This window comes from Alloprevotella sp. Lung230 (genome assembly GCF_014385435.1).
Lineage (GTDB): Bacteria > Bacteroidota > Bacteroidia > Bacteroidales > Bacteroidaceae > Alloprevotella.
This window is the reverse complement of record NZ_JACSUD010000002.1, coordinates 101,621-120,098: the sequence shown is the minus strand read 5'-3', so window position 1 is coordinate 120,098 and position 18,478 is coordinate 101,621. Positions and strand designations below refer to the sequence as shown.

The 18,478-nt window shown below is 54.7% G+C and carries 17 protein-coding genes; 5 read left to right on the top strand and 12 right to left on the bottom strand.

Annotated features, from left to right (window positions below; translation table 11 throughout):
* Positions 1 to 9 precede the first annotated feature (9 nt).
* From H8527_RS02620 to der, 6 genes are all read right to left on the bottom strand, one after another.
* Complete coding sequence (locus tag H8527_RS02620) at positions 10 to 963, bottom strand: glycosyltransferase family 2 protein (protein WP_187545457.1); 954 nt, start codon at positions 961 to 963, stop codon at positions 10 to 12.
* 226 nt (positions 964 to 1,189) lie between these two features.
* Entirely contained in the window at positions 1,190 to 1,792 is a 603-nt protein-coding gene (locus H8527_RS02615; RefSeq protein ID WP_187545339.1) for a DUF4199 domain-containing protein, read from the bottom strand.
* Positions 1,793 to 1,822: 30 nt separating this feature from the next.
* Entirely contained in the window at positions 1,823 to 2,971 is a 1,149-nt protein-coding gene (locus H8527_RS02610; protein WP_187545338.1) for a pseudouridine synthase, read from the bottom strand.
* Between the two features lie 66 nt (positions 2,972 to 3,037).
* Positions 3,038 to 4,384: an adenylosuccinate lyase gene (gene purB, locus H8527_RS02605; RefSeq protein ID WP_187545336.1), complete on the bottom strand. Its 1,347-nt coding sequence runs from the start codon at positions 4,382 to 4,384 to the stop codon at positions 3,038 to 3,040.
* Between the two features lie 35 nt (positions 4,385 to 4,419).
* Positions 4,420 to 4,821, bottom strand: coding sequence for a hypothetical protein (locus tag H8527_RS02600; RefSeq protein ID WP_187545334.1), 402 nt, complete (start codon positions 4,819 to 4,821; stop codon positions 4,420 to 4,422).
* A gap of 6 nt (positions 4,822 to 4,827) precedes the next feature.
* Positions 4,828 to 6,141 (bottom strand): ribosome biogenesis GTPase Der, encoded by a 1,314-nt coding sequence (der, locus tag H8527_RS02595; RefSeq protein WP_187545333.1) that lies wholly within the window; start codon positions 6,139 to 6,141, stop codon positions 4,828 to 4,830.
* Positions 6,142 to 6,355: 214 nt separating this feature from the next.
* Between der and H8527_RS09705 the strand changes: the two genes are divergently transcribed.
* The 3 genes from H8527_RS09705 to H8527_RS02585 all read left to right on the top strand — a co-directional run bounded on the left by H8527_RS09705 (position 6,356) and on the right by H8527_RS02585 (position 8,735).
* Positions 6,356 to 6,718, top strand: a complete 363-nt coding sequence (locus H8527_RS09705; protein WP_222935089.1) for a hypothetical protein — start codon at positions 6,356 to 6,358, stop codon at positions 6,716 to 6,718.
* Positions 6,648 to 7,550, top strand: a complete 903-nt coding sequence (locus H8527_RS02590; RefSeq protein ID WP_187545331.1) for an NAD(P)H-hydrate dehydratase — start codon at positions 6,648 to 6,650, stop codon at positions 7,548 to 7,550. Before H8527_RS09705 ends, H8527_RS02590 begins: the two co-directional genes overlap by 71 nt.
* A gap of 90 nt (positions 7,551 to 7,640) precedes the next feature.
* The gene (locus H8527_RS02585) at positions 7,641 to 8,735 is read left to right on the top strand and encodes a DUF4831 family protein (RefSeq protein WP_187545330.1); all 1,095 of its coding nucleotides are present in this window, start codon (positions 7,641 to 7,643) and stop codon (positions 8,733 to 8,735) included.
* A 90-nt stretch (positions 8,736 to 8,825) separates the two neighbouring features.
* Here the strand turns inward: H8527_RS02585 and H8527_RS02580 are convergent, their stop codons facing one another.
* Both H8527_RS02580 and mltG read right to left on the bottom strand, forming a co-directional pair.
* Positions 8,826 to 10,142: a DUF3078 domain-containing protein gene (locus H8527_RS02580; protein ID WP_187545328.1), complete on the bottom strand. Its 1,317-nt coding sequence runs from the start codon at positions 10,140 to 10,142 to the stop codon at positions 8,826 to 8,828.
* Positions 10,143 to 10,167: 25 nt separating this feature from the next.
* Entirely contained in the window at positions 10,168 to 11,184 is a 1,017-nt protein-coding gene (gene mltG / locus H8527_RS02575; RefSeq protein ID WP_187545326.1) for an endolytic transglycosylase MltG, read from the bottom strand.
* Positions 11,185 to 11,415: 231 nt separating this feature from the next.
* On the opposite strand from mltG, the gene H8527_RS02570 reads away from it, so the two are divergent.
* Both H8527_RS02570 and H8527_RS02565 read left to right on the top strand, forming a co-directional pair.
* Positions 11,416 to 13,092: an AMP-binding protein gene (locus H8527_RS02570; protein ID WP_187545324.1), complete on the top strand. Its 1,677-nt coding sequence runs from the start codon at positions 11,416 to 11,418 to the stop codon at positions 13,090 to 13,092.
* Positions 13,093 to 13,182: 90 nt separating this feature from the next.
* Positions 13,183 to 13,869, top strand: coding sequence for a DUF4827 domain-containing protein (locus H8527_RS02565; protein ID WP_187545322.1), 687 nt, complete (start codon positions 13,183 to 13,185; stop codon positions 13,867 to 13,869).
* Between the two features lie 311 nt (positions 13,870 to 14,180).
* Here H8527_RS02565 and H8527_RS02560 read toward each other — a convergent pair whose 3' ends face one another.
* The 4 genes from H8527_RS02560 to H8527_RS02545 form a co-directional block, all read right to left on the bottom strand.
* Positions 14,181 to 16,250: a YgiQ family radical SAM protein gene (locus tag H8527_RS02560; protein WP_187545320.1), complete on the bottom strand. Its 2,070-nt coding sequence runs from the start codon at positions 16,248 to 16,250 to the stop codon at positions 14,181 to 14,183.
* Positions 16,251 to 16,398: 148 nt separating this feature from the next.
* The gene (locus H8527_RS02555) at positions 16,399 to 16,719 is read right to left on the bottom strand and encodes a hypothetical protein (protein WP_187545318.1); all 321 of its coding nucleotides are present in this window, start codon (positions 16,717 to 16,719) and stop codon (positions 16,399 to 16,401) included.
* A gap of 45 nt (positions 16,720 to 16,764) precedes the next feature.
* Positions 16,765 to 18,174, bottom strand: a complete 1,410-nt coding sequence (locus H8527_RS02550; RefSeq protein ID WP_187545316.1) for an HU family DNA-binding protein — start codon at positions 18,172 to 18,174, stop codon at positions 16,765 to 16,767.
* Positions 18,175 to 18,183: 9 nt separating this feature from the next.
* The gene (locus H8527_RS02545; RefSeq protein WP_187545314.1) at positions 18,184 to 18,459 is read right to left on the bottom strand and encodes an HU family DNA-binding protein; all 276 of its coding nucleotides are present in this window, start codon (positions 18,457 to 18,459) and stop codon (positions 18,184 to 18,186) included.
* Positions 18,460 to 18,478: the final 19 nt, after the last annotated feature.

The following is an 18,478-nucleotide window of genomic DNA, read 5'->3' as shown; positions in this document are numbered from 1 at the left end:
GAGATGGGGTCAGATTTCCTTGGCGATGTGGTAGTCGTTGCGGCCGGCGGCATTGCGGCTGATGAGTTCGCCCAGGAAACCGGCCACGAAGAGTTGTGTGCCCAGCACCATCATGGTCAGGGAGATGTAGAAGTAGGGGGTGTCGGTCACGAGCGGGGCAGCGGTGCCGGTACAGATGTGGTAGAGTTTGTAGCCGCCCACGATGAGCACGGCCAACAGGCCGAAGAGGAACATGAGCGTGCCGAGGAAGCCGAACACGTGCATGGGCTTGAAGCCGAAACTGTTGAGAAACCACAGCGAGAGGAGGTCGAGATAGCCGTTGACGAAGCGGTTGAGGCCCATGAACTTCGACTTTCCGAACTTACGGGCTTGGTGTTGCACCACTTTTTCGCCGATGCGGCCGAAGCCGGCGTTCTTGGCCAGGTAGGGGATGTAACGGTGCATCTCGCCGTAAACTTCGATGTTCTTGATCACGTCCTTGCGATAGGCTTTCAGTCCGCAGTTGAAGTCGTGGAGGTTGTGGATGCCGCTCACCTTTCGTGCCGTGGCGTTGAAGAGTTTGGTGGGAAGAGTTTTGGAGATGGGGTCGTAGCGTTTTTGCTTGTAGCCACTCACCAGATCATAGCCTTCTTCCGTAATCATGCGGTAGAGCTCGGGGATTTCGTCGGGGCTGTCTTGGAGGTCGGCGTCCATGGTGATGACCACTTCGCCTTGTGCGGCGCGGAAACCGCAGAAGAGGGCGGGGCTCTTCCCGTAGTTACGGCGGAACTTGATGCCGTGCACCGCGGAGTCTTGGGCGCGGAGGTCTTCGATGAGAGTCCACGAGTGGTCGGTCGACCCATCGTCCACAAAAATGAGTTCATGGCTGAAGTTGTGGTCGGCCATGACGCGTTTGATCCAAGCGTAAAGTTCAGGGATGCTTTCGTCTTCGTTGAAGAGGGGGATGACGATGGTGATGTCAATGCGGTGGTCGGTGGTCATAGAGAATAAGGAAAAGGGGTTACGATGTTGAGGAGGAAGGGCAGGGCTGTGGGAAGATGCCGCCATATTTGCCAAAATATGCCGGCATGTCTGTCGGAGGGTGTCGGCAGGTGCTCAAAAATATGATATCATATTTGCTCGGAGATGACGTCATATTTGGTCGAATATGACGTCATCTTTCGGACAAGCACTCTGGCGCGGACTTTTTTTAGTTGGAAAGAGGGGGAACGGAAGCGCGCCGAATGTTGAACAATCCGCCGAAGATGGCCACGAGGGGAGCGGTCAGGATGTAACTGTAGATGACCATCGCGGCATAGGTGGCGGCGCTCACTTTGCGCAGTTCGTCAATCACCTGCGTGAAGGTCAGCCCGCCGGTGGACGTCTTGATCCACTCGTCCAGCCCGGATTGACGCATGGCTTCCACCTGTTCGGGCCGCGAAAGTTGGGCTTGCAGGGTGTCGAAGAGGTGGCCTTGGTCGAGGAAGTAGAAGTAGACGAACGTGCCTACGCCGGTCCAAATGCCGGCGTAGAGAAAGGCGAGCAGCGTGTGGGCGAAACCGCGGCTGAAGGAGAAGGGGAAGCCCGGAGCCACCTGTCGGCGGAAACGCGCGGTGAGCCAGACGGCCAGCAGCGGGGTGCAGAGCAGGAGGAGCAGGTGCAGGCTGCCGAAGAGCGGGAGACTCTGGCCGGCGATGAAGGCGGCGAGGGTGGCGATGCCCACCGCGCCCAGGATGAGGCCGTTTTGCATCGCAAAGGCGTTGGTCTGCTTGAAGTTGATTTGGCGCATTCGCTTGATTTCTTCGGGAGACATAGTCGGAAGGTTGAGGGTAAGGACTCGGACTTATTCGAAAGCGCCCATGCGCAACATGCTCACCTCGTCTTCCGTGAGGTAGCGCCAGTCGCCGCGCTTGACGTTCTTCTTGGTCAAGCCGGCAAAGTAGACACGGTCGAGTTTGAGGACGTTGTAGCCCAGGCTGGCGAAGATGCGGCGCACGATGCGATTTTTGCCGGAGTGGATTTCGATGCCCACCTGCTTGCGGTCGGTGTCGCTGGCGTAGTCCACGGCATCGGCACGGATGTCGCCGTCTTCGAGGGTGACGCCCTCGGCAATCTGTCGCAGGTCGGCGGCCGTGACGTTGCGGTCGAGGTAGACGTGGTAAATCTTCTTCTTCAAGAACTTGGGGTGCGTCAGTTTCGAGGCCATTTCGCCGTCGTTGGTCAGAAGGAGGACCCCCGTGGTGTTGCGGTCGAGGCGGCCGACGGGATAGATGCGCTCCATGCAGGCATTGCGCACGAGGTCCATCACGGTCTTGCGGTTCTGCGGATCTTCGCTCGTGGTGACATAGCCCTTCGGTTTGTTGAGGAGAACGTAGATTTTCTTCTCAGCCTTGATTTGCTGGTCGTGGAAGAGCACCACGTCGCTGCGCAGGACTTTGTGGCCCAGTTCGGTGATGATTTCGCCGTTGACGGTCACGACACCGGCAGCGATGTATTTATCGGCATCGCGGCGGGAGCACACACCGGCGTTGGCCAGAAACTTGTTCAGGCGGATGGGCTGGTTGGGGTCGTAAGCCTCCTCTTTATAGTCGATGCGGCGCTTACCGGGATTGAAGTTTTTGTTGCCAAACTTGCGGAAGCCGCCCTGCTGGGGCCGTCCGTAGCCGTTGCTTTGGCGCTGGTAGCTGCCGTCTCGCTGGTAGGTGCGGGGTGCGAAGCCGTCAGAAGAGGCCTCATTATGATAGCGGGGGCGCTGCTGGTAGCCGCCCTGACGGTCATAGCCGCCTTGGCGCTGATAGCCTTCGCCCTGTCGGCCTTGTCCGCCGTTGCGAGGGTTGTTGTTCTGATAGCCGCGCCCATAGGGACGTTCTCCATTTTGGCCGTCGCGGCTGAAATTGGAACGTTGGTTGTAGCCGTTTGACTTGCGGCCGTAGGATGGAGTGAAACCGTCGCGGCGGGCTCCATCGTGCTTGTGCTGATTGAAATCGCTCATACTGAATGGGATGATTGGTGTTTGAAAGAGATGATAAGAAACATCTGCCTCACGGCAGGTGGGAGGTTAGATGCCCGTGTAGTTGGCGGGCGTGATTTGGTGCAGCTCGGCTTTGAGGGTTTCGCTCACGTTGAGCTTGTCGATGAAGTCGGAGATGCTGCTCTGGGTGATGGCGGCGTTGGTGCGGGTGAGCGCTTTCAACGCCTCGTAGGGGTTGGGGTAGCCTTCGCGGCGGAGGATGGTCTGGATGGCCTCCGCACACACGGCCCAGTTCTGCTCAAGGTCGGCGGCCAAGGTCTCTTCACGGAGGAGGAGCTTGCCCAGCCCTTTGAGCGTGGAGGCGAAGGCGATGAGGGCGTGTCCCATCGGTACGCCAATGTTGCGGATGACGGTGGAGTCCGTCAGGTCGCGTTGCAAGCGACTAATGGGGAGCTTGCGGCTCAGATGTTCGAGGATGGCGTTTGCCATGCCCAAGTTGCCCTCGGAGTTTTCAAAGTCGATGGGGTTGACCTTGTGGGGCATCGCGCTGGAACCCACTTCGCCGGCCTTAATCTTCTGCTTGAAGTACTCCATCGAGACGTATTGCCAGAAGTCGCGGTCCAGGTCGATGAGGATGGTGTGGATGCGCTTCATGGCGTCGAACACAGCCGCCATGTTATCGTAGTTGGAGATTTGCGTCGTGTAGGCTTCGCGCTGCAAACCGAGTTTTCGGCTCACGAAGTCGTTACCAAACGTCCTCCAGTCGATGGCGGGGTAGGCCACACGGTGGGCATTGTAGTTGCCCGTGGCACCGCCGAACTTGGCGCTTTGCGACACCGCTTTGAGCAGGGCCAGCTGCTCTTCGAGGCGGTAGCTGAACACGCGCACTTCCTTGCCCAAGCGGGTGGGGGAGGCGGGCTGGCCGTGGGTCTTGGCCAGCATGGGGATCTCCTTCCACTCTTCGGCACGGGCGTTGAGGGCATCGATCACCGCTTGCAGTTGCGGGATGTAGACTTCCGTCAGGCTGTCCTTGAGCATGAGGGGGAAGGAGGTGTTGTTGATGTCCTGCGAGGTCAGCCCGAAATGCACGAACTCCTTGTAGACATCCAGTCCGCCGATGGTGTCAAACTGCTCCTTGATGAAGTATTCAATGGCTTTGACATCGTGGTTGGTGACACTCTCGATGTCCTTGACGCGCTGTGCGTCGGCTTCCGAAAATTCGGTGTAGAGGCTACGCAGCCGTGGAAACAAGGTCGCATCGAAGCCTTGGAGTTGGGGAAGGGGAAGTTCGCAAAGGGCAATGAAATACTCAATCTCCACGCGGACACGATACTTCATCAGTGCATATTCAGAGAAGTAGGTGGCGAGAGCTTCGGTTTTGCTGCGGTAGCGGCCATCGATGGGCGAGACGGCGGTCAGGAAATCTAATTGCATAGTGTTGAGGGGGGATAGGAGTGATGGGCTGAGGATTATTGTAGGCGCCAGCGGTCGTTCTGCTTGACCATCGAAATCAGAATTTCTTCGTGGCTGTGGTCTTCGTACAAAACGCGGAGAAACACGTTGGCTTGAAGACCATTGCCCGCGAGATCAATCCGGACCACGGTGGCTTGCACGGCACCGCCGTTGCGCTCTTTCTGCTGATAGGCGTGCTGCTTGCAAAGGTCCACCATCTGGAGGCGGTAGAAGTCGGGCATACTGTCGCACGAAGCCATTTCGGCCACATAAGCCTCATACTGCCCTTGCAAGAACAAGTTGTAGATGCGCTCCACCTCCTCTGCCTTTGGTCCTTCGGGCGCAGAGGCCGAAGGTTGCCGACCGCCGCAGGCTATCATCATGCAAGTGCAAAGCAGGAAGACAAAGCGAGAGAACATGCGTTTTTACTTTTGACGAATGAAGATGTTGATGGGCGAGCCTGAGAAGTCCCAGCGCTCGCGAATCTTGTTTTCGAGGAAGCGCTTGTAAGGCTCTTTGACGTATTGGGGCAGGTTGGCGTAGAAGACAAAAGTCGGGATCTGCGTGTCACGGATTTGGGCGCAATACTTGATTTTGATGTATTTGCCCTTGATAGAGGGAGGAGGATAGGCTTCGATGAGCGGCAGCATCTCCTCGTTGAGGCGCGTGGTGCCGACGTGACGCTTGCGATTGAGATAAACGTCTTTGGCCGTTTCGAGCACTTTGAAGATGCGTTGCTTCGTAAGGGCCGAACCAAAGATGATGGGGAAGTCGGTAAAAGGGGCCATACGCTCACGGATGGTGTTTTCGAAATGGGAGATGACCTTTTGGTTCTTCTCCTCCACCGTGTCCCACTTGTTGACCACCACCACCAGGCTCTTGTTGTTGCGCTGGACAAGCTGGAAGATGTTCATATCCTGACTTTCGATGCCGCGGGTGGCGTCGATGAGCAGGATGCACACGTCCGAGTTTTCGATGGCTCGGATGGAACGCATCACGCTGTAGAACTCAAGGTCTTCCGTCACCTTGTTCTTCTTGCGGATACCCGCCGTGTCCACGAGGTAGAAGTCGAAGCCGAACTTGTCGTAGCGCGTGAGGATGGAGTCGCGTGTAGTGCCGGCAATGTCGGTGACGATGTGGCGGTCTTCGCCGATGAAGGCATTGATGAGCGAACTCTTGCCGGCGTTGGGACGTCCCACCACCGAGAAACGCGGGATGTCGGCCTCGCCCTCGTCGGCAGATTGTGAGGGGAGCGTTTCCAGAATGAGGTCGAGCAGGTCGCCCGTTCCGCTCCCTGAGGCGGCCGAGATACAATAAGGTTCGCCCAGACCGAGGGCATAAAATTCGGCTGCACCATAGCGGTCTTCGTTGTTGTCCGTTTTGTTGGCGCAAAGAATCACGGGCGTTTTGGCACGGCGCAAAATCTGCGCCACTTCTGTGTCGAGGTCGGTCACACCGTTGAGCACATCGACCACGAAGAGCACAAGGTCGGCTTCTTCGGTGGCGATGGCCACCTGTTTGCGGATTTCTTCTTCAAAAATGTCGTCTGAGTTCACCACCCAGCCGCCGGTGTCGACCAGCGAGAACTCGCGAGTTCCCCACTCGCATTTGCCATATTGGCGGTCGCGCGTGGTGCCGGCTTCGTCACTGACAATGGCTTTGCGCGTCCCGGTGAGACGATTGAAAAGGGTGGATTTGCCGACGTTCGGTCGGCCTACGATGGCTACTAAGTTGGACATGCGTAATTACGTTCTTTGAGATGACCAATGTTTTCTAAGTCGGCCAAACTTCATAGCACTTCCCCCAAGAGGGGAGTTTGGGCCCAAAGTCGAAAACATTGTTTTGGAGCACAGCCTCACGGCTTCCCCGGAATAACTATTTGCACGCAAAAATACGCCATTTTTGCCAAACCTGCAAGCGGCAGGCGGCACATTATAATAAATAAGGGAAGAAATGCCGCCAAATTGTCTTCTGTGCCTCTCAACCTTCGACCAATTCCTGCTGTCTTTGACCTGTGCAACGCTCCACGCTTTGGCGGTGAAACGCCACGCCTTGGCGACGCGTCGCCACAAGGTGGAGATTTTTTGGCGCTGTAAAGCCTTGAAAAATAGCAGTGTAGAAAAAATCGGTTCTCCGCTTGAAGCGCGACTCGATGACGCAAGCACAGCGCGGAAAGTGAACTTGGAAGGCCTAGAAACCTATGCAAAAGCTTTCTGTTTTGCCGAGAAAAGCGTATTTTTGCCGTATGAAACACAATTCCCCTCTTCCGATAACACCCGAATGGACGACAACGCTCCTGCGCCCACGCCCTGCTGAGGGACACAAGGGGACGTTTGGACACATGCTGCTGGTGGCCGGCTGCCACGGCATGATGGGGGCGGCACTCTTGGCTGCGAGAGCGGCTTTGCGCAGTGGGGTAGGGAAACTGACGGCACACATCCCCGAGCGCGCCAACACCATTTTTCAAACCGCGCTGCCCGAGGCCGTCCTTAGCTTTGACACCGACAGCTCCACTCACTGGAGCACACCCGAGGAGCCGAGATTGTGGCAAAGCGTGGTCATCGGGCCCGGGATTGGTCGAGAGGGCGAAACGCAATGGGCCTTGCGCCGACAGCTCCACGCTTTCATGGCAGAGTCGGAGTCGGCAGTGCCTTTGCTGCTTGATGCCGATGCGCTCAACCTTCTTGCGGCCGACTATCAAATGCTCTCGTTCCTTCCGAAAGGGACAATCCTCACTCCTCACCTTGGCGAAATGAAGCGCCTCTGCCAAGCGCTCGACTTGCCGTGGGCTTTGGCCGAAGATTGTGCGGCTTCTTCCTTGACTTTGGCCACCGAGATGCAACTCTACATCGTGCTGAAAAACCCTCATACCCAAATATTTACGCCCACGGGCGAAATCTACAGCAACCTCAGTCAGGGCAATGCGGGGATGGCGACTGCCGGCAGCGGCGATGTGCTGGCGGGACTCATCGGTGGACTGCTGGCTCAAGGCTATCCCCGGCGGGATGCAGCCGTACTGGGTGTCTTTCTGCACGCTACCGCCGGCGACCTCGCTGCGCGGGAGTTGGGACAGCACAGCCTCATCGCGTCCGACCTCATCGACTATCTGCCGGATGCGTTCCTTTCGCTCTTGCCGGCGTCCGTCTGAGGTCTATCTTCCGAAATCTCCGAACACCTATACTCTCTGACGTGGACGCCTGCACACCGGAAGTCCCCTCTTTCTTTATCTCATCGACCTATGAAGAAGTTCCTACACTCCCTTTCTGCTTTTCTCCTTTTCGCTGCCTCCCTCACCGCTTCGCTGCCCTGCGGGGCACAGACGGAAGTGACGCCCTATCGTCCGGGCGTGACGACGGAAGGCATCACCTACTTTCTACCCACCACTGGGCTGCACATCGTGGTGCGTGCCCATCGCGTCACCTACGCCCCAGGACCTTATGCTGCTTTTGCCGAACGCTTCCTTGAAGCGCGCAATGTGGAGCAACTCCCCACGGAAACTTGGACGCTCACGGACATCGACCTCGAACCCTTCGGCACAGCCAATCGGGAGCAAGCCTACACCATCAAACTCAATCCCAAGACCTCAGCTCCTCTGGTGTCGCTGGCACCGGATGGCTGCCTGCTTGCGGTCAACGCACAAGCGCCCGCTGTGTCTGCACTCACGCAACCCTCGGTAATCCGGAGCACACCGCGCACGAGTTCGCGTTCGGTCGAAACGCAGGAGATGTTGCGCGCCGGCAACTTGCGCACCAAGGCCGAACTGGCAGCGCAGGAGATTTATGACCTTCGCGAAAATCGCAATCTGCTCATCAAAGGGCAGGCCGAGTTCAACCCCAAAGACGGCGAACAACTGCGTTTGATGCTCGAAAAAATCGACCAGCAGGAGACGGCACTCACCGCTATGTTTGTGGGCACAACGACCGAGGACGACCACGTGTTTACCTTCGACTATGTGCCGACGAAGGACGTAGAGGCCGACGAAATCTTCCGTTTCTCGCGCCACCTAGGTCTGGTGGAACGCGACGACTTGGCGGGCAATCCGATCTATATTGAGGTGAAAAACCAAAACACTCTGCCCGAAGAAACTCCCGATCCGAAGGCCGACAAGAAGAAGCCCACCGACGACTTGCGCTATTGCAATCCCGGCACGGCACGCATCCGTCTCTTTACGGCCGACCGCACTTTTGTGGACCAAATGCTGTCTCTCGCCCAGTTTGGCCGCATTGAGCACTTGGGCGGTGCGCTCTTCAACAAGAAGTTCAACACGCGGGTGCTCCTTTCACCCACCACGGGACATGTGGAGAAACTCGACCTCGAAACGCAGAGGCAGTGATTGCTCCTCCATTTCATCCGCTTGACCTGAAACAACTACCGCCTCGGTTCTGTACGAACCGAGGCGGTAGTTGTTTTCCGAATGGAGGATTTAGAAAGTATAGTCGAGGCCAAGAGAGAGGAATTCGTTGAACTGGAAGTAACTTTGGTCTTTGACGCGGCGTACGCCATCATCGAAGCGAGGATAGAGGAACAACTTGGCCGAGAGATAGCGATTGACCTTGAAGTTGAACGTATTTTCCCATTCGGCTTGCACACGAGAGTAGTTGGTGAAGGCAAACAGGCGCGACACCCATTGCACATCCTTCATGAGTTGCCACTTGACATTGACCGTAATGCTCGAACCGAAATTGAACTTCGTGTGGTGGCCTGCGTCCAGCCCATAGCGTGAGGAGAGCGCGAGGCGGTCGACATATTTTGCATTGACGGCGAGCGGTGATAGGGTGGTGGTGAGGTCGAAAGCACGGCGGTTGAGCTTGTAGTCCATACCCACCGACAGCACCGCTTCAAGGGGGGAGAAGATGTCGGAGTAGACCTTGGGGTCGTTGGACTTGTAGCCCGGGGAAAACTGCGTCCACGATTGCAGCATCACCGTGTAGTACCAGTTTTTGGTGGCTTGTCGCCCCAGTTTGTTGGTGAGGCGGAGCAGGTCGGTGTTGGTCTTGTAGCGATGGCGCGTGTCGGAATTGGACGACTGGAAGCCCAAGCGCATCTCCAACTTGTTGTTGAAGACCAGCCCTTCCTTGTTGTCGTAATTGGCCTCTAAGTTGGTGGCAGCCAGGAAGGAATTGTGCTTTTCACCGCCTTTGTACCAGTTGTCCGAAACGTAGTATTGCATGAACTGAAACGAGAAGTTGCCCACAAAGGTCCAGAAGTTGGGCTTGTGGACGGTAATCTCTAAGTCGTTGGCGTTCGGGGCTTGGAAGGTGGTTGACGGGACGGGGGGCGCGATGGGCGGCAATAAGGCGGTCGAAGGTTTTGTGGGCTGCTCCTTTGCATGCTCTTTACGAGGCGGCAAGGCCGTCGGCAGGAGCGTCAAATTGTGCAGAATGAGCTCCGGATCGTGGGCGTAGGTGTGCAACAGCGTCTGACTCACCCATGACGAGACGGTGGTGCTGTCTTCGGCCGTTAGGGCAAACTCTCGATGAATAGGAAAGTTGTAGAGGGCAGGTGCGCCAAACAGCGGGAAGAGGTAGGGATTTTCCAAAACGTGTTCAAGGGCGGTGCTGTCTCTGCGGCATTGTCGGACGAGGTCTGCCAGGCGGGCTTGATAGACACGCCCGATGAGAGTTGTGCTGTCGGTCGGCGGATTGTTCGTGCGCCGCAAGGGCCGCTGTGGAAACTTCTCGGCAAAAGTCGCTGAAAAGACGGCGAAGGACACGAACAGGAAGAGCAGTTTGCGTATCATGATGAAATCTGTTAAGTTGGAGCACCTATTTAATCCCTGCCTTGTCAAGGGCATCGGCATATTTTTGAGCGTTGGCCTGATGTTCGGTATAGGTGACAGCAAAATTGTGGCTGCCGGAGAAATCCTCCTTGGCACACATATAGATATAGGGATGTCGCTCAGCCTTGAGCACGCTCTCGATGCTGGACACGGAAGGAATGCAGATGGGACCGGGAGGTAAACCTGCGTTGCGGTAGGTGTTGTAGGGGCTTTTCACCGAGAGGTGCTTTTGCAGGATGCGCTTCAACGTGAAGTCTTGCAGGGCAAACTTGATGGTGGGGTCGGCTTGGAGCGGCATCCGGCTGCGAAGGCGGTTGAGGTACATCCCGGCCACTCGGGGCTTCTCGGGGTTGTAGGCCGTTTCTTGTTCGACAATGGAAGCTATGGTCAGGACTTCGTCAGGCGTGAGCTGCTGAGATTTTGCTTGGGCTTGACGCTGCTTCGTCCAGAAGAGGCGGCTTTCGCGCTGCATACGCTTCATCACCTCATCGACCGAGGAAGTCCAGTAAATCTCGTAGGTGTTGGGGATGAAGAGACAAACCGCCGTGGCAGGAGTTTTGCCCCATCGGGCCATCGCGGCCGAATCATTGAGCTGCTGCAAGAATTCCTTAGCATCAGGCCGCAGATTGTTCCCTAAAAATGTGGCCAAGTCGGCATTGGTGCGCAACACGGGGATGGTCAGCCGCACGGGAGCTTGATGCCCATTGCGCAGGTGGCGGAAGACGGTGAGTGTGGATTGTCCCGAACCGATGTCGTAACGTCCGGCACGGACGGGATACCCATAGCCTGTGAGTTGTGCCAACACACGGAAGGCAGCCTTCGTGGCCCAGTTGGCGGCTTTCGATTGCTGCAAAATCTGTTCGAGCGTATCTTGCCGGTCAAGGTAGATGATGTTTTCTTGACGGGTGCTGAACACGAGGAAAAAGGGAGAAGCGAGCAGGCAGAACAGCACCGAAATCAGGCCCAGCAAGAGCCATCGCCGACGAGAGATGAAGGAGAGCATAAACAAGGAAGTTTGGAGAATGAATTAGGTTCGTTTAGCGTAGGGAAAACGTTCTAATCAGCCGTTTTCTTTGGCAAAAGTACACAAAAAACCGCTTACGTGTGCAGTTTCCAATCCTTTTGTTCTTGCCAATTCTGAAAAATATATTACTTTTGCACAAAACGAACAAGATTGAGCAGGAGAGATGAGCCGTTTGCCCATCGTCCGCTGACAGAAATTTTTATTCTTTTCATGGAATACCATTATCAAGACTACGTCGGGCTGATCGAGAAAAGCATCATTGACCACTGGGACATGCCTGCGCTGACCGACTACAAAGGAGCTACGTTGCAGTATAAAGACGTAGCGCGCAAAATCGAGAAATTGCACATCCTCTTTGAAAATGCCGATATTCAGCCCGGTGATAAAATTGCCATTTGCGGCCGCAATAGTGCACATTGGGCGGTGGCTTTCTTGGCCACGTTGACCTATGGCGCCATTGCGGTGCCCATCCTTCATGAGTTTAAGGCAGAGCAGGTGCACAACATTGTCAACCACTCCGATGCCCGTTTGCTCTTTGTGGGCGATGTGGTTTGGCCCACGCTCAACCCGGACGCGATGCCGGCTTTGGAGGGCATCGTCTACATCCCGGATTTCATGCTTCAATTGAGCCGCAACGAAGCCTTCACCGAAGCCCGCGAACGGCTCAACGAATTTTACGGTAAGAAGTATCCCAAATTCTTCCGCAAAGAGCACGTGCACTACGCCGCTGCCGCCGATGGCGAAGCGCTGGCCATGATCAACTACACTTCCGGAACGACTTCCAACTCCAAAGGCGTGCTCGTGCCTTATCGTGCTCTGTGGTCGAACTATGAGTTTGCCGTCGAAGTGCTGGGCAACCATGTCCAAGCCGGGCAGCGCATCATCTCCATGCTTCCCATGGCCCACATGTACGGCATGGCTTTTGAGTTCCTCTTCGAGTTCATCCACGGCATTCACATCTACTACCTCACCCGTCTGCCCAGCCCCAAAGTCATTGTGCAGGCTTTTGCCGATGTGAAGCCTTGCGTGGTCATCAGCGTACCTTTGATTATCGAGAAAATTATCAAGAAGAACGTTCTCCCCAAACTCGAAACACCCTCGATGAAACTCCTGCTTCGCCTGCCCGTAATCAGCGATAAAATACTAGCCAAGGTGCGCGAGCAAATCATGAAAGTGTTTGGGGGCGAGTTCTACGAAGTCATCATTGGTGGGGCAGCCCTCAACACCGAGGTGGAACAGTTCTTGAAGAAAATCGGGTTCAACTACACCGTGGGCTATGGCGCCACTGAGTGTGCCCCCATCATCACCTACGAGGACTGGAACAACTTTGCCCAAGGATCTTGCGGAAAGGCAGCACCACGTATGGAAGTACGCATCGACAGCAGCGACCCTCACCACGTTGTGGGCGAAATTCTGGTGCGCGGTGCCAACGTCATGCTTGGCTACTACAAGAATTCCGAAGCCACCGCTGCCACCCTCGATAGTGAAGGCTGGTATCACACCGGCGACCTGGGCATCCTCGACCGAAAGGGCAACCTCTACATCCGTGGACGCAGCAAGAACATGCTGCTCGGTTCGAACGGTCAAAACATCTATCCCGAAGAAATCGAAGACAAACTCAACACGCTTCCTTACGTGATGGAGAGCATCGTCATCCAGCGCGACCAAAAACTTTACGCCCTCATTCATCCCGACTTTGAGGAGGCGGAGAAAGTCGGGCTGGATGAAGCAGCCCTCGCCGCACAAATGGAACAGAATCGTAAGGAACTCAACCAGATGATCAATGCCTACGAGCAGATTGTGGGCATCCGCATCTATCGCGAAGAGTTTGAAAAGACGCCCAAACGCTCCATCAAGCGCTTCCTTTACGAAGATGCCGAAGTGTAGTCGTCCCACCTCGTTAAAATCTCTTCCACTTTACGAGCGGGAGAGATTTTTTTTGTACTTTTGCCACAAAATCAACCCAACCTCTCCATTATGTTGAAATCCCTCTTCCTTCCCCTGTTTGCTCTTGCCACCCTGCTGTCTGCCTTTGTCGCCTGCAATAACGACGATACCTATGCCGACCTTCGTGAAAAGGAAAACAAGCAAATTGACAGTTTCTTGAAGCGCGGACGCACCCTGCGCAATCCCGACAACACCGCCGACCTCTTCTCCGTGGCTCCCAACATCAAGGTCATTTCAGAGACACAGTTTTACGCCCAAGATTCCACCACCAACGTGGCGCAAAACGAGTACGTCTTGCTGGCCGGTTCGGGGGTTTACCTCCAAATCCTGCGCAAAGGAACAGGGGAGAAAATCAAGCAGGGCGAAACCTCACAAGTCATCTGCCGCTTCACCGAGTTTGACATCGCGGCCGACACCCTCACTCTGAGCAACGTGGACTGGCGCTACGAGCAGTGGCCCGAAATCATGACCGTCACCAACAGATACGGCACTTACACCGCCTCGTTTCTAAGCGGCCTGATGGCCCGCACCTACGGTGCCATTGTCCCCTCGGGTTGGTTGCAACCGCTTCCTTTCCTGCGCCTTGGGCGCCAAAGCACTTCGCAGGGGGAGATTGCCAAAGTGCGCCTCATCATCCCCAGCACAGAGGGGCAGCGTAACGCCACACGGAGCGTCCACCCCTATTTCTATGAAATCACTTACCAGCGTGCACGCTGACCGAAGGCTTCCTCTAACAACACAACACCGCCTGAGTTCATCGATGAACTCAGGCGGTGTTGTGTTGTTATACTCATAATCCGAAACTTCCAGAAAAAAACTTCTCCCTGCCGGAGAAAAAGTCAATTAGATCAAAGCAATTCTATAATTCAAACTTTGGTTTATATAAACCAAGGTTTGAATTACATAAACCAAAGTTTGAATTACATAAACCAAAGTTTGGTTTATAGATTGCACGGTACTTATTGAAGTTTTTCAACCTTCCAGTTAACTTTGCCTGTATTGTCGGGATTTTGTCAATCGGGCGAAAACTAACGTTTAGGGCGCTTGGTGGGGTGGGGCGCGAAGTTGGGATTGTAGCTTTTGGACTTTGATTTGCCTTCACGTTTTCCACTCGGCTTTCCGCGTTGGCGGCCAGAGTCCGTCGAAGGGTGCCGGTGACTGTCGGTGTGCCGCTGCTGAGCGTGCAGAGAGGGGGCGCCATTGGGAAAAAGCCGATGAAGCAGATCATCGCGGCCCATAGCGCGCAACTCCTGTACGATGCGTTGCTGTTCTTCGGGTTTGTACCAAAAGAAGAACATGTGTTGCTTTTTCTTTTCGGTCGGAGAGATGGCAGAGAAAACCTTTTCGAGCGTGTAGGGGTGAATGCCACTGATCCAGGCTTCGGTGCTTACGGTCATGGGAGTCGGCGTGAAGTCCTGCACCTGCTCAAGCTGAAAGTTGAGATCTTTGGTCTTTGCGGCAAGGTCGGCCATGTCTTCGGGTTCGCAGCCGGGGTGAGAGGAGATGAAGTAGGGGATGAGTTGCTGGCGCAGTCCGGCTTCTCGGTTGATGCGGTCGAAAAGTTCTTTGAACTCATAGAAGAGATTGAACGAGGGTTTGCGCATGAAGTTGAGCACACGGTCGCTTGTGTGTTCTGGAGCCACTTTCAATCGTCCCGAAACGTGATGAAGGATGAGCTCACGGGTGTAGTCCATTGCGGCCTTTTGGAGGGCCGGATCTTTTTGCTTGTAGAGCAGGAGGTCGTAGCGTACGCCTGAACCGATGAAACTCTTTTTGATGCCGGGTAAGGCATCGACGGCCTTGAAAATGTCGACCATCGGGGCATGGTCTACATTGAGGTTGGCACAGATTTTGGGGTGGATGCACGAGGGGCGCTTGCACTTTCGGCAGATGTCGAGGTTGCGACCGCGCATGCCATACATATTGGCCGATGGGCCGCCCAGGTCGGAGAGATAGCCTTTGAAGTCGGGCATTTCGATGATTTGCCGCACTTCGCGCAGAATGCTTTCTTTCGAGCGGCTCATGACAAACTTGCCTTGGTGGGCGGAAATGGTACAGAAAGAGCAGCCTCCGAAACAGCCTCTGTGCATATTGACGGAGAACTTGATCATTTCGTAGGCCGGTATCTTCTTGCCCTTGTACTTCGGATGCGGCAGTCGGGTGTAAGGGAAGTCGAAACTGCGGTCGATCTGCTCGGTGGTCATCGGGGGGAAGGGTGGATTGACCACGGCATAGCGCGGGTCGTAGGCTTCTTCCATGCCTACACCTTTCCACTTGCCGATGCGCTGGAGGATGCGCTGCGGTTCGAGCTTATTGCTCTCCTCCTCAACATGGCGAAAGTTGGCCGAGTGGAGTTTGCGGTCGCGCGCACACTCTTCGTGGGAGTGGAGCACGATATCGTCGGGGCGGATGCCACCGTGGATGTCCTTCTCGTGTTCGAGCGTAACGGTCTGGAGGATGGGATATTTACGGAGCAGTTGGCGGAAATCTTCGGCTGTTGCAAACAATTCCTCCTTGTGGTGGGTGAGTTTCTCCTCTACGAGCCGGCACAAAGCTGCCAGCGGAAGTTCGCCCATGCCATAGATGAGCAGGTCGGCGCCACTCTCCTCCAGGATGCAGGGGCGCAGGGTCTCCTTCCAATAGTCGTAGTGGGTGACGCGCCGCAAGGAAGCCTCGATGCCTCCCAGCACCACGGGCACATCGGGATAGAGCTCTTTGAGAATGTGGGTGTAGACGATGCTCGGCATTTCCGGTCGCATGTCGTGACGTCCATCGGGGCTGTAAGCGTCTTCCGAACGCAGGCGGCGGGCAGCGGTGTAGCGATTCACCATCGAGTCCATATTTCCCGGAGAGATGCTGAAGAAAAGGCGTGGGCGGCCGAAGCGCTTGAAGTCGCGATAGTCGCCGTGCCACGAGGGCTGGGGCACAATGCAAATGCGAAAACCTTCGGCTTCAAACAATCGTCCAACGACTGCTGCTCCAAAGGAAGGGTGGTCGACATAGGCATCGCCGGAGAAAAGAATGATGTCGGGCTGTGTCCAACCGCGAAGCTCCATTTCGCGCTTCGTAGTGGGGAGCCAGTCGGTGAGTTGTGGCATAAGAAAAGAAAAAGTGGAAGCCTTACTTTGCGGTGTCGGCAAGGGAGTGGCTGTGACAAGAGTATGAGCCAAACATCCTATGTTTCCTTGGGAATGGCGGAAACATAGGATGTTTTTTTGAGATGAAGATAAAGAGGGGGATGATGGTCTATGCTTCTTCGGCCGGAAGAGAAGGGCGGTTTGCTTCCCATTCCAAGAAAGCCAAGATGAGATTTTTCAGTCCAAAGGCTTTCATCTTTTCGTGATAAATCACATCGATGCAGAGGTCAAGGAGGTCTTTGCTGTTCTCTGTGGAGTGGGCAATGATGGAGCGAATGTTGCACTTGAGCTTTTCCAAAACATCTTCTGTCACATAGCCCGTGGAATCTACAAGGTCACGGAAGAGGGCGTATTTTTCGATGGTGCGTAGGTTGTCCTCACTCACTTGCAGATGGCGTGTCCCGCTCTCGTTGAGTTGGATGTCAAACATGATATCTATTTTGAACTGTTGAGGGAATAGAGAAAGTGGGCTTGCTTATTGGGGTCGGCTTGATTTTTCTACCAGCTTGGGAAACTTAATGGTTTGCCCGACGGCAATCAAGTCGGGATTTTGTAGACCATTGTAGAGAATGACGTAGCGTGTGAAGGCTTTGTCCCCATAGATTTGTTTGGCCAAGTGATAGAGGTTGTCGCCGGGTTTCAGTACGTGAGTACTGAGCGTACCGACTATCAGGTAGTTGCCTTTGGGCATTTGCTGGTATTGCGCGGCTTTGTCCAGTTGCTCTCGTGTCGGGGACTGTGAGATGGTGGGGGCAGGCTTTTGAGGAGTCTTTGTCTGCTCGGCCGGAGCAATCTGAAGGTCGGTAGAGGTGGTTTTCTGTTGTTGGACGTCAACTTTGTTAGCAGAAGGTTCTGGGTGCATAGAGGACTGAGGAGCTTGGGAGGTGGTCGGTTGTCGGGAAGGCTTTTCGACCACTTCTTGCACCGCTTTGCTTGAGTGCTGCGAAGAAGGAGAGATTGTATTTTGTCCTAACTGGAAACCTATGATATAGCCAATTGCAGTCATCAGCAGGGTGAACAATACGAGGCAGGCAATTTGCCACTTATTCACCATCTTCGTGGTGACGCCTTTTTCTGGTTTTTCTGTCTTCACTATGATTGAACCTTTGATATTTGTCACCCCCGAAGCGGAAGTTGGGGTCGGGGAGGTCGTTGTGCCGGGCGAAACCGTAGTGACAATGGTTTGAGTTTCGGTTTCGATATCTATTTCTGCTGTCTTTTTGTAATGCTCCTCATCTTCGAGGGTATCTGAAGTTTCCTCTTTACTGAGAGTGATGTCCGGTTGTGGATCAGGCTGAAGAGTTCCGAATTGTTCTTCGGTTGTTTTCTCTTCAGAGACCTTCCAGTCGGTGTCGGATGTGGATAAGGTCGCATCTACGGCTTCTCCATCGGCATCTATGGCTGAGGGCTTTTCTGCAGTTCCTGAAAATGTATCTGCCGAGGAGGGGGACTCTTCGGAGAGGGGCAGCAATTCCTCTTCTTTTTCCTCCTGCATCCTCTCCTCTTCTACCTCCTCAAGAAGAAGGGTGTCATCGACCGCATCCAGTTCTTCTTCTGTGGTATTCTCATGAAGCAAAGCTGTGGAGAAGAGCTCGAATGGGCGATTGACCAGATTGCGCAGCAGGCTGTCTGGTAGGAAAGAGACTTTGGCGTGACCATTAATTTGGATACGCTCCCCGGTATTGACATTCACGCTTTCTCTGGGGCTGACGTCCACTATCTTTGTGGTGCCAAAGTTGGTCACTTTGACAAAACTGTCGCGCAGCACTCCCTCTTCTGTCAATTCAAAGAATGCACGAAGAAAGAGTTCGGCTTTTCGCTTGGTGATACCTTCTCGTGCAGAGAGGCTTTCAGCTATGTCTTGAAGGAGAAACTTTCGAGCCATTCTTCACTGTTATTTTTTGAGTTTATCTTTCAGCGTATTGCTGGCCTTAAAAGCAATAGTGAGTTTGGGAGGAACCAATTGCCGCTGTTTGGTCGAGGGATTGACGATGATACGCTCTTTTTTCATCTTCACTTCGTAAGTTCCGAAGTTTTGTAGGGAGAAAGTGTCACCATCGTCCAGGGTATCTGCCAGAACATTGGTCAACCCTTCGACGAGTTGGCGAGCCTCCTTGACAGTGATGTCGCAACGCGCAGAAAGCTCACTAAGAAATTCTTTGTTGTTCATGGGAAAGAGAGCTTGGCAA

Bases quoted from the DNA above. Each gene is read 5' to 3' on its own strand.
- H8527_RS02610 (WP_187545338.1), bottom strand. From the start codon at position 2,971: ATGAGCGATTTCAATCAGCACAAGCACGATGGAGCCCGCCGCGACGGT.
- H8527_RS09705 (WP_222935089.1), top strand. From the start codon at position 6,356: ATGCCGCCAAATTGTCTTCTGTGCCTCTCAACCTTCGACCAATTCCTG.
- H8527_RS02550 (WP_187545316.1), bottom strand. From the start codon at position 18,174: ATGGCTCGAAAGTTTCTCCTTCAAGACATAGCTGAAAGCCTCTCTGCA.
- H8527_RS02615 (WP_187545339.1), bottom strand. From the start codon at position 1,792: ATGTCTCCCGAAGAAATCAAGCGAATGCGCCAAATCAACTTCAAGCAG.
- H8527_RS02565 (WP_187545322.1), top strand. From the start codon at position 13,183: ATGTTGAAATCCCTCTTCCTTCCCCTGTTTGCTCTTGCCACCCTGCTG.
- H8527_RS02580 (WP_187545328.1), bottom strand. From the start codon at position 10,142: ATGATACGCAAACTGCTCTTCCTGTTCGTGTCCTTCGCCGTCTTTTCA.
- H8527_RS02600 (WP_187545334.1), bottom strand. From the start codon at position 4,821: ATGTTCTCTCGCTTTGTCTTCCTGCTTTGCACTTGCATGATGATAGCC.
- mltG (WP_187545326.1), bottom strand. From the start codon at position 11,184: ATGCTCTCCTTCATCTCTCGTCGGCGATGGCTCTTGCTGGGCCTGATT.
- purB (WP_187545336.1), bottom strand. From the start codon at position 4,384: ATGCAATTAGATTTCCTGACCGCCGTCTCGCCCATCGATGGCCGCTAC.
- H8527_RS02545 (WP_187545314.1), bottom strand. From the start codon at position 18,459: ATGAACAACAAAGAATTTCTTAGTGAGCTTTCTGCGCGTTGCGACATC.
- H8527_RS02585 (WP_187545330.1), top strand. From the start codon at position 7,641: ATGAAGAAGTTCCTACACTCCCTTTCTGCTTTTCTCCTTTTCGCTGCC.
- H8527_RS02570 (WP_187545324.1), top strand. From the start codon at position 11,416: ATGGAATACCATTATCAAGACTACGTCGGGCTGATCGAGAAAAGCATC.
- H8527_RS02555 (WP_187545318.1), bottom strand. From the start codon at position 16,719: ATGTTTGACATCCAACTCAACGAGAGCGGGACACGCCATCTGCAAGTG.
- der (WP_187545333.1), bottom strand. From the start codon at position 6,141: ATGTCCAACTTAGTAGCCATCGTAGGCCGACCGAACGTCGGCAAATCC.
- H8527_RS02590 (WP_187545331.1), top strand. From the start codon at position 6,648: ATGAAACACAATTCCCCTCTTCCGATAACACCCGAATGGACGACAACG.
- H8527_RS02560 (WP_187545320.1), bottom strand. From the start codon at position 16,250: ATGCCACAACTCACCGACTGGCTCCCCACTACGAAGCGCGAAATGGAG.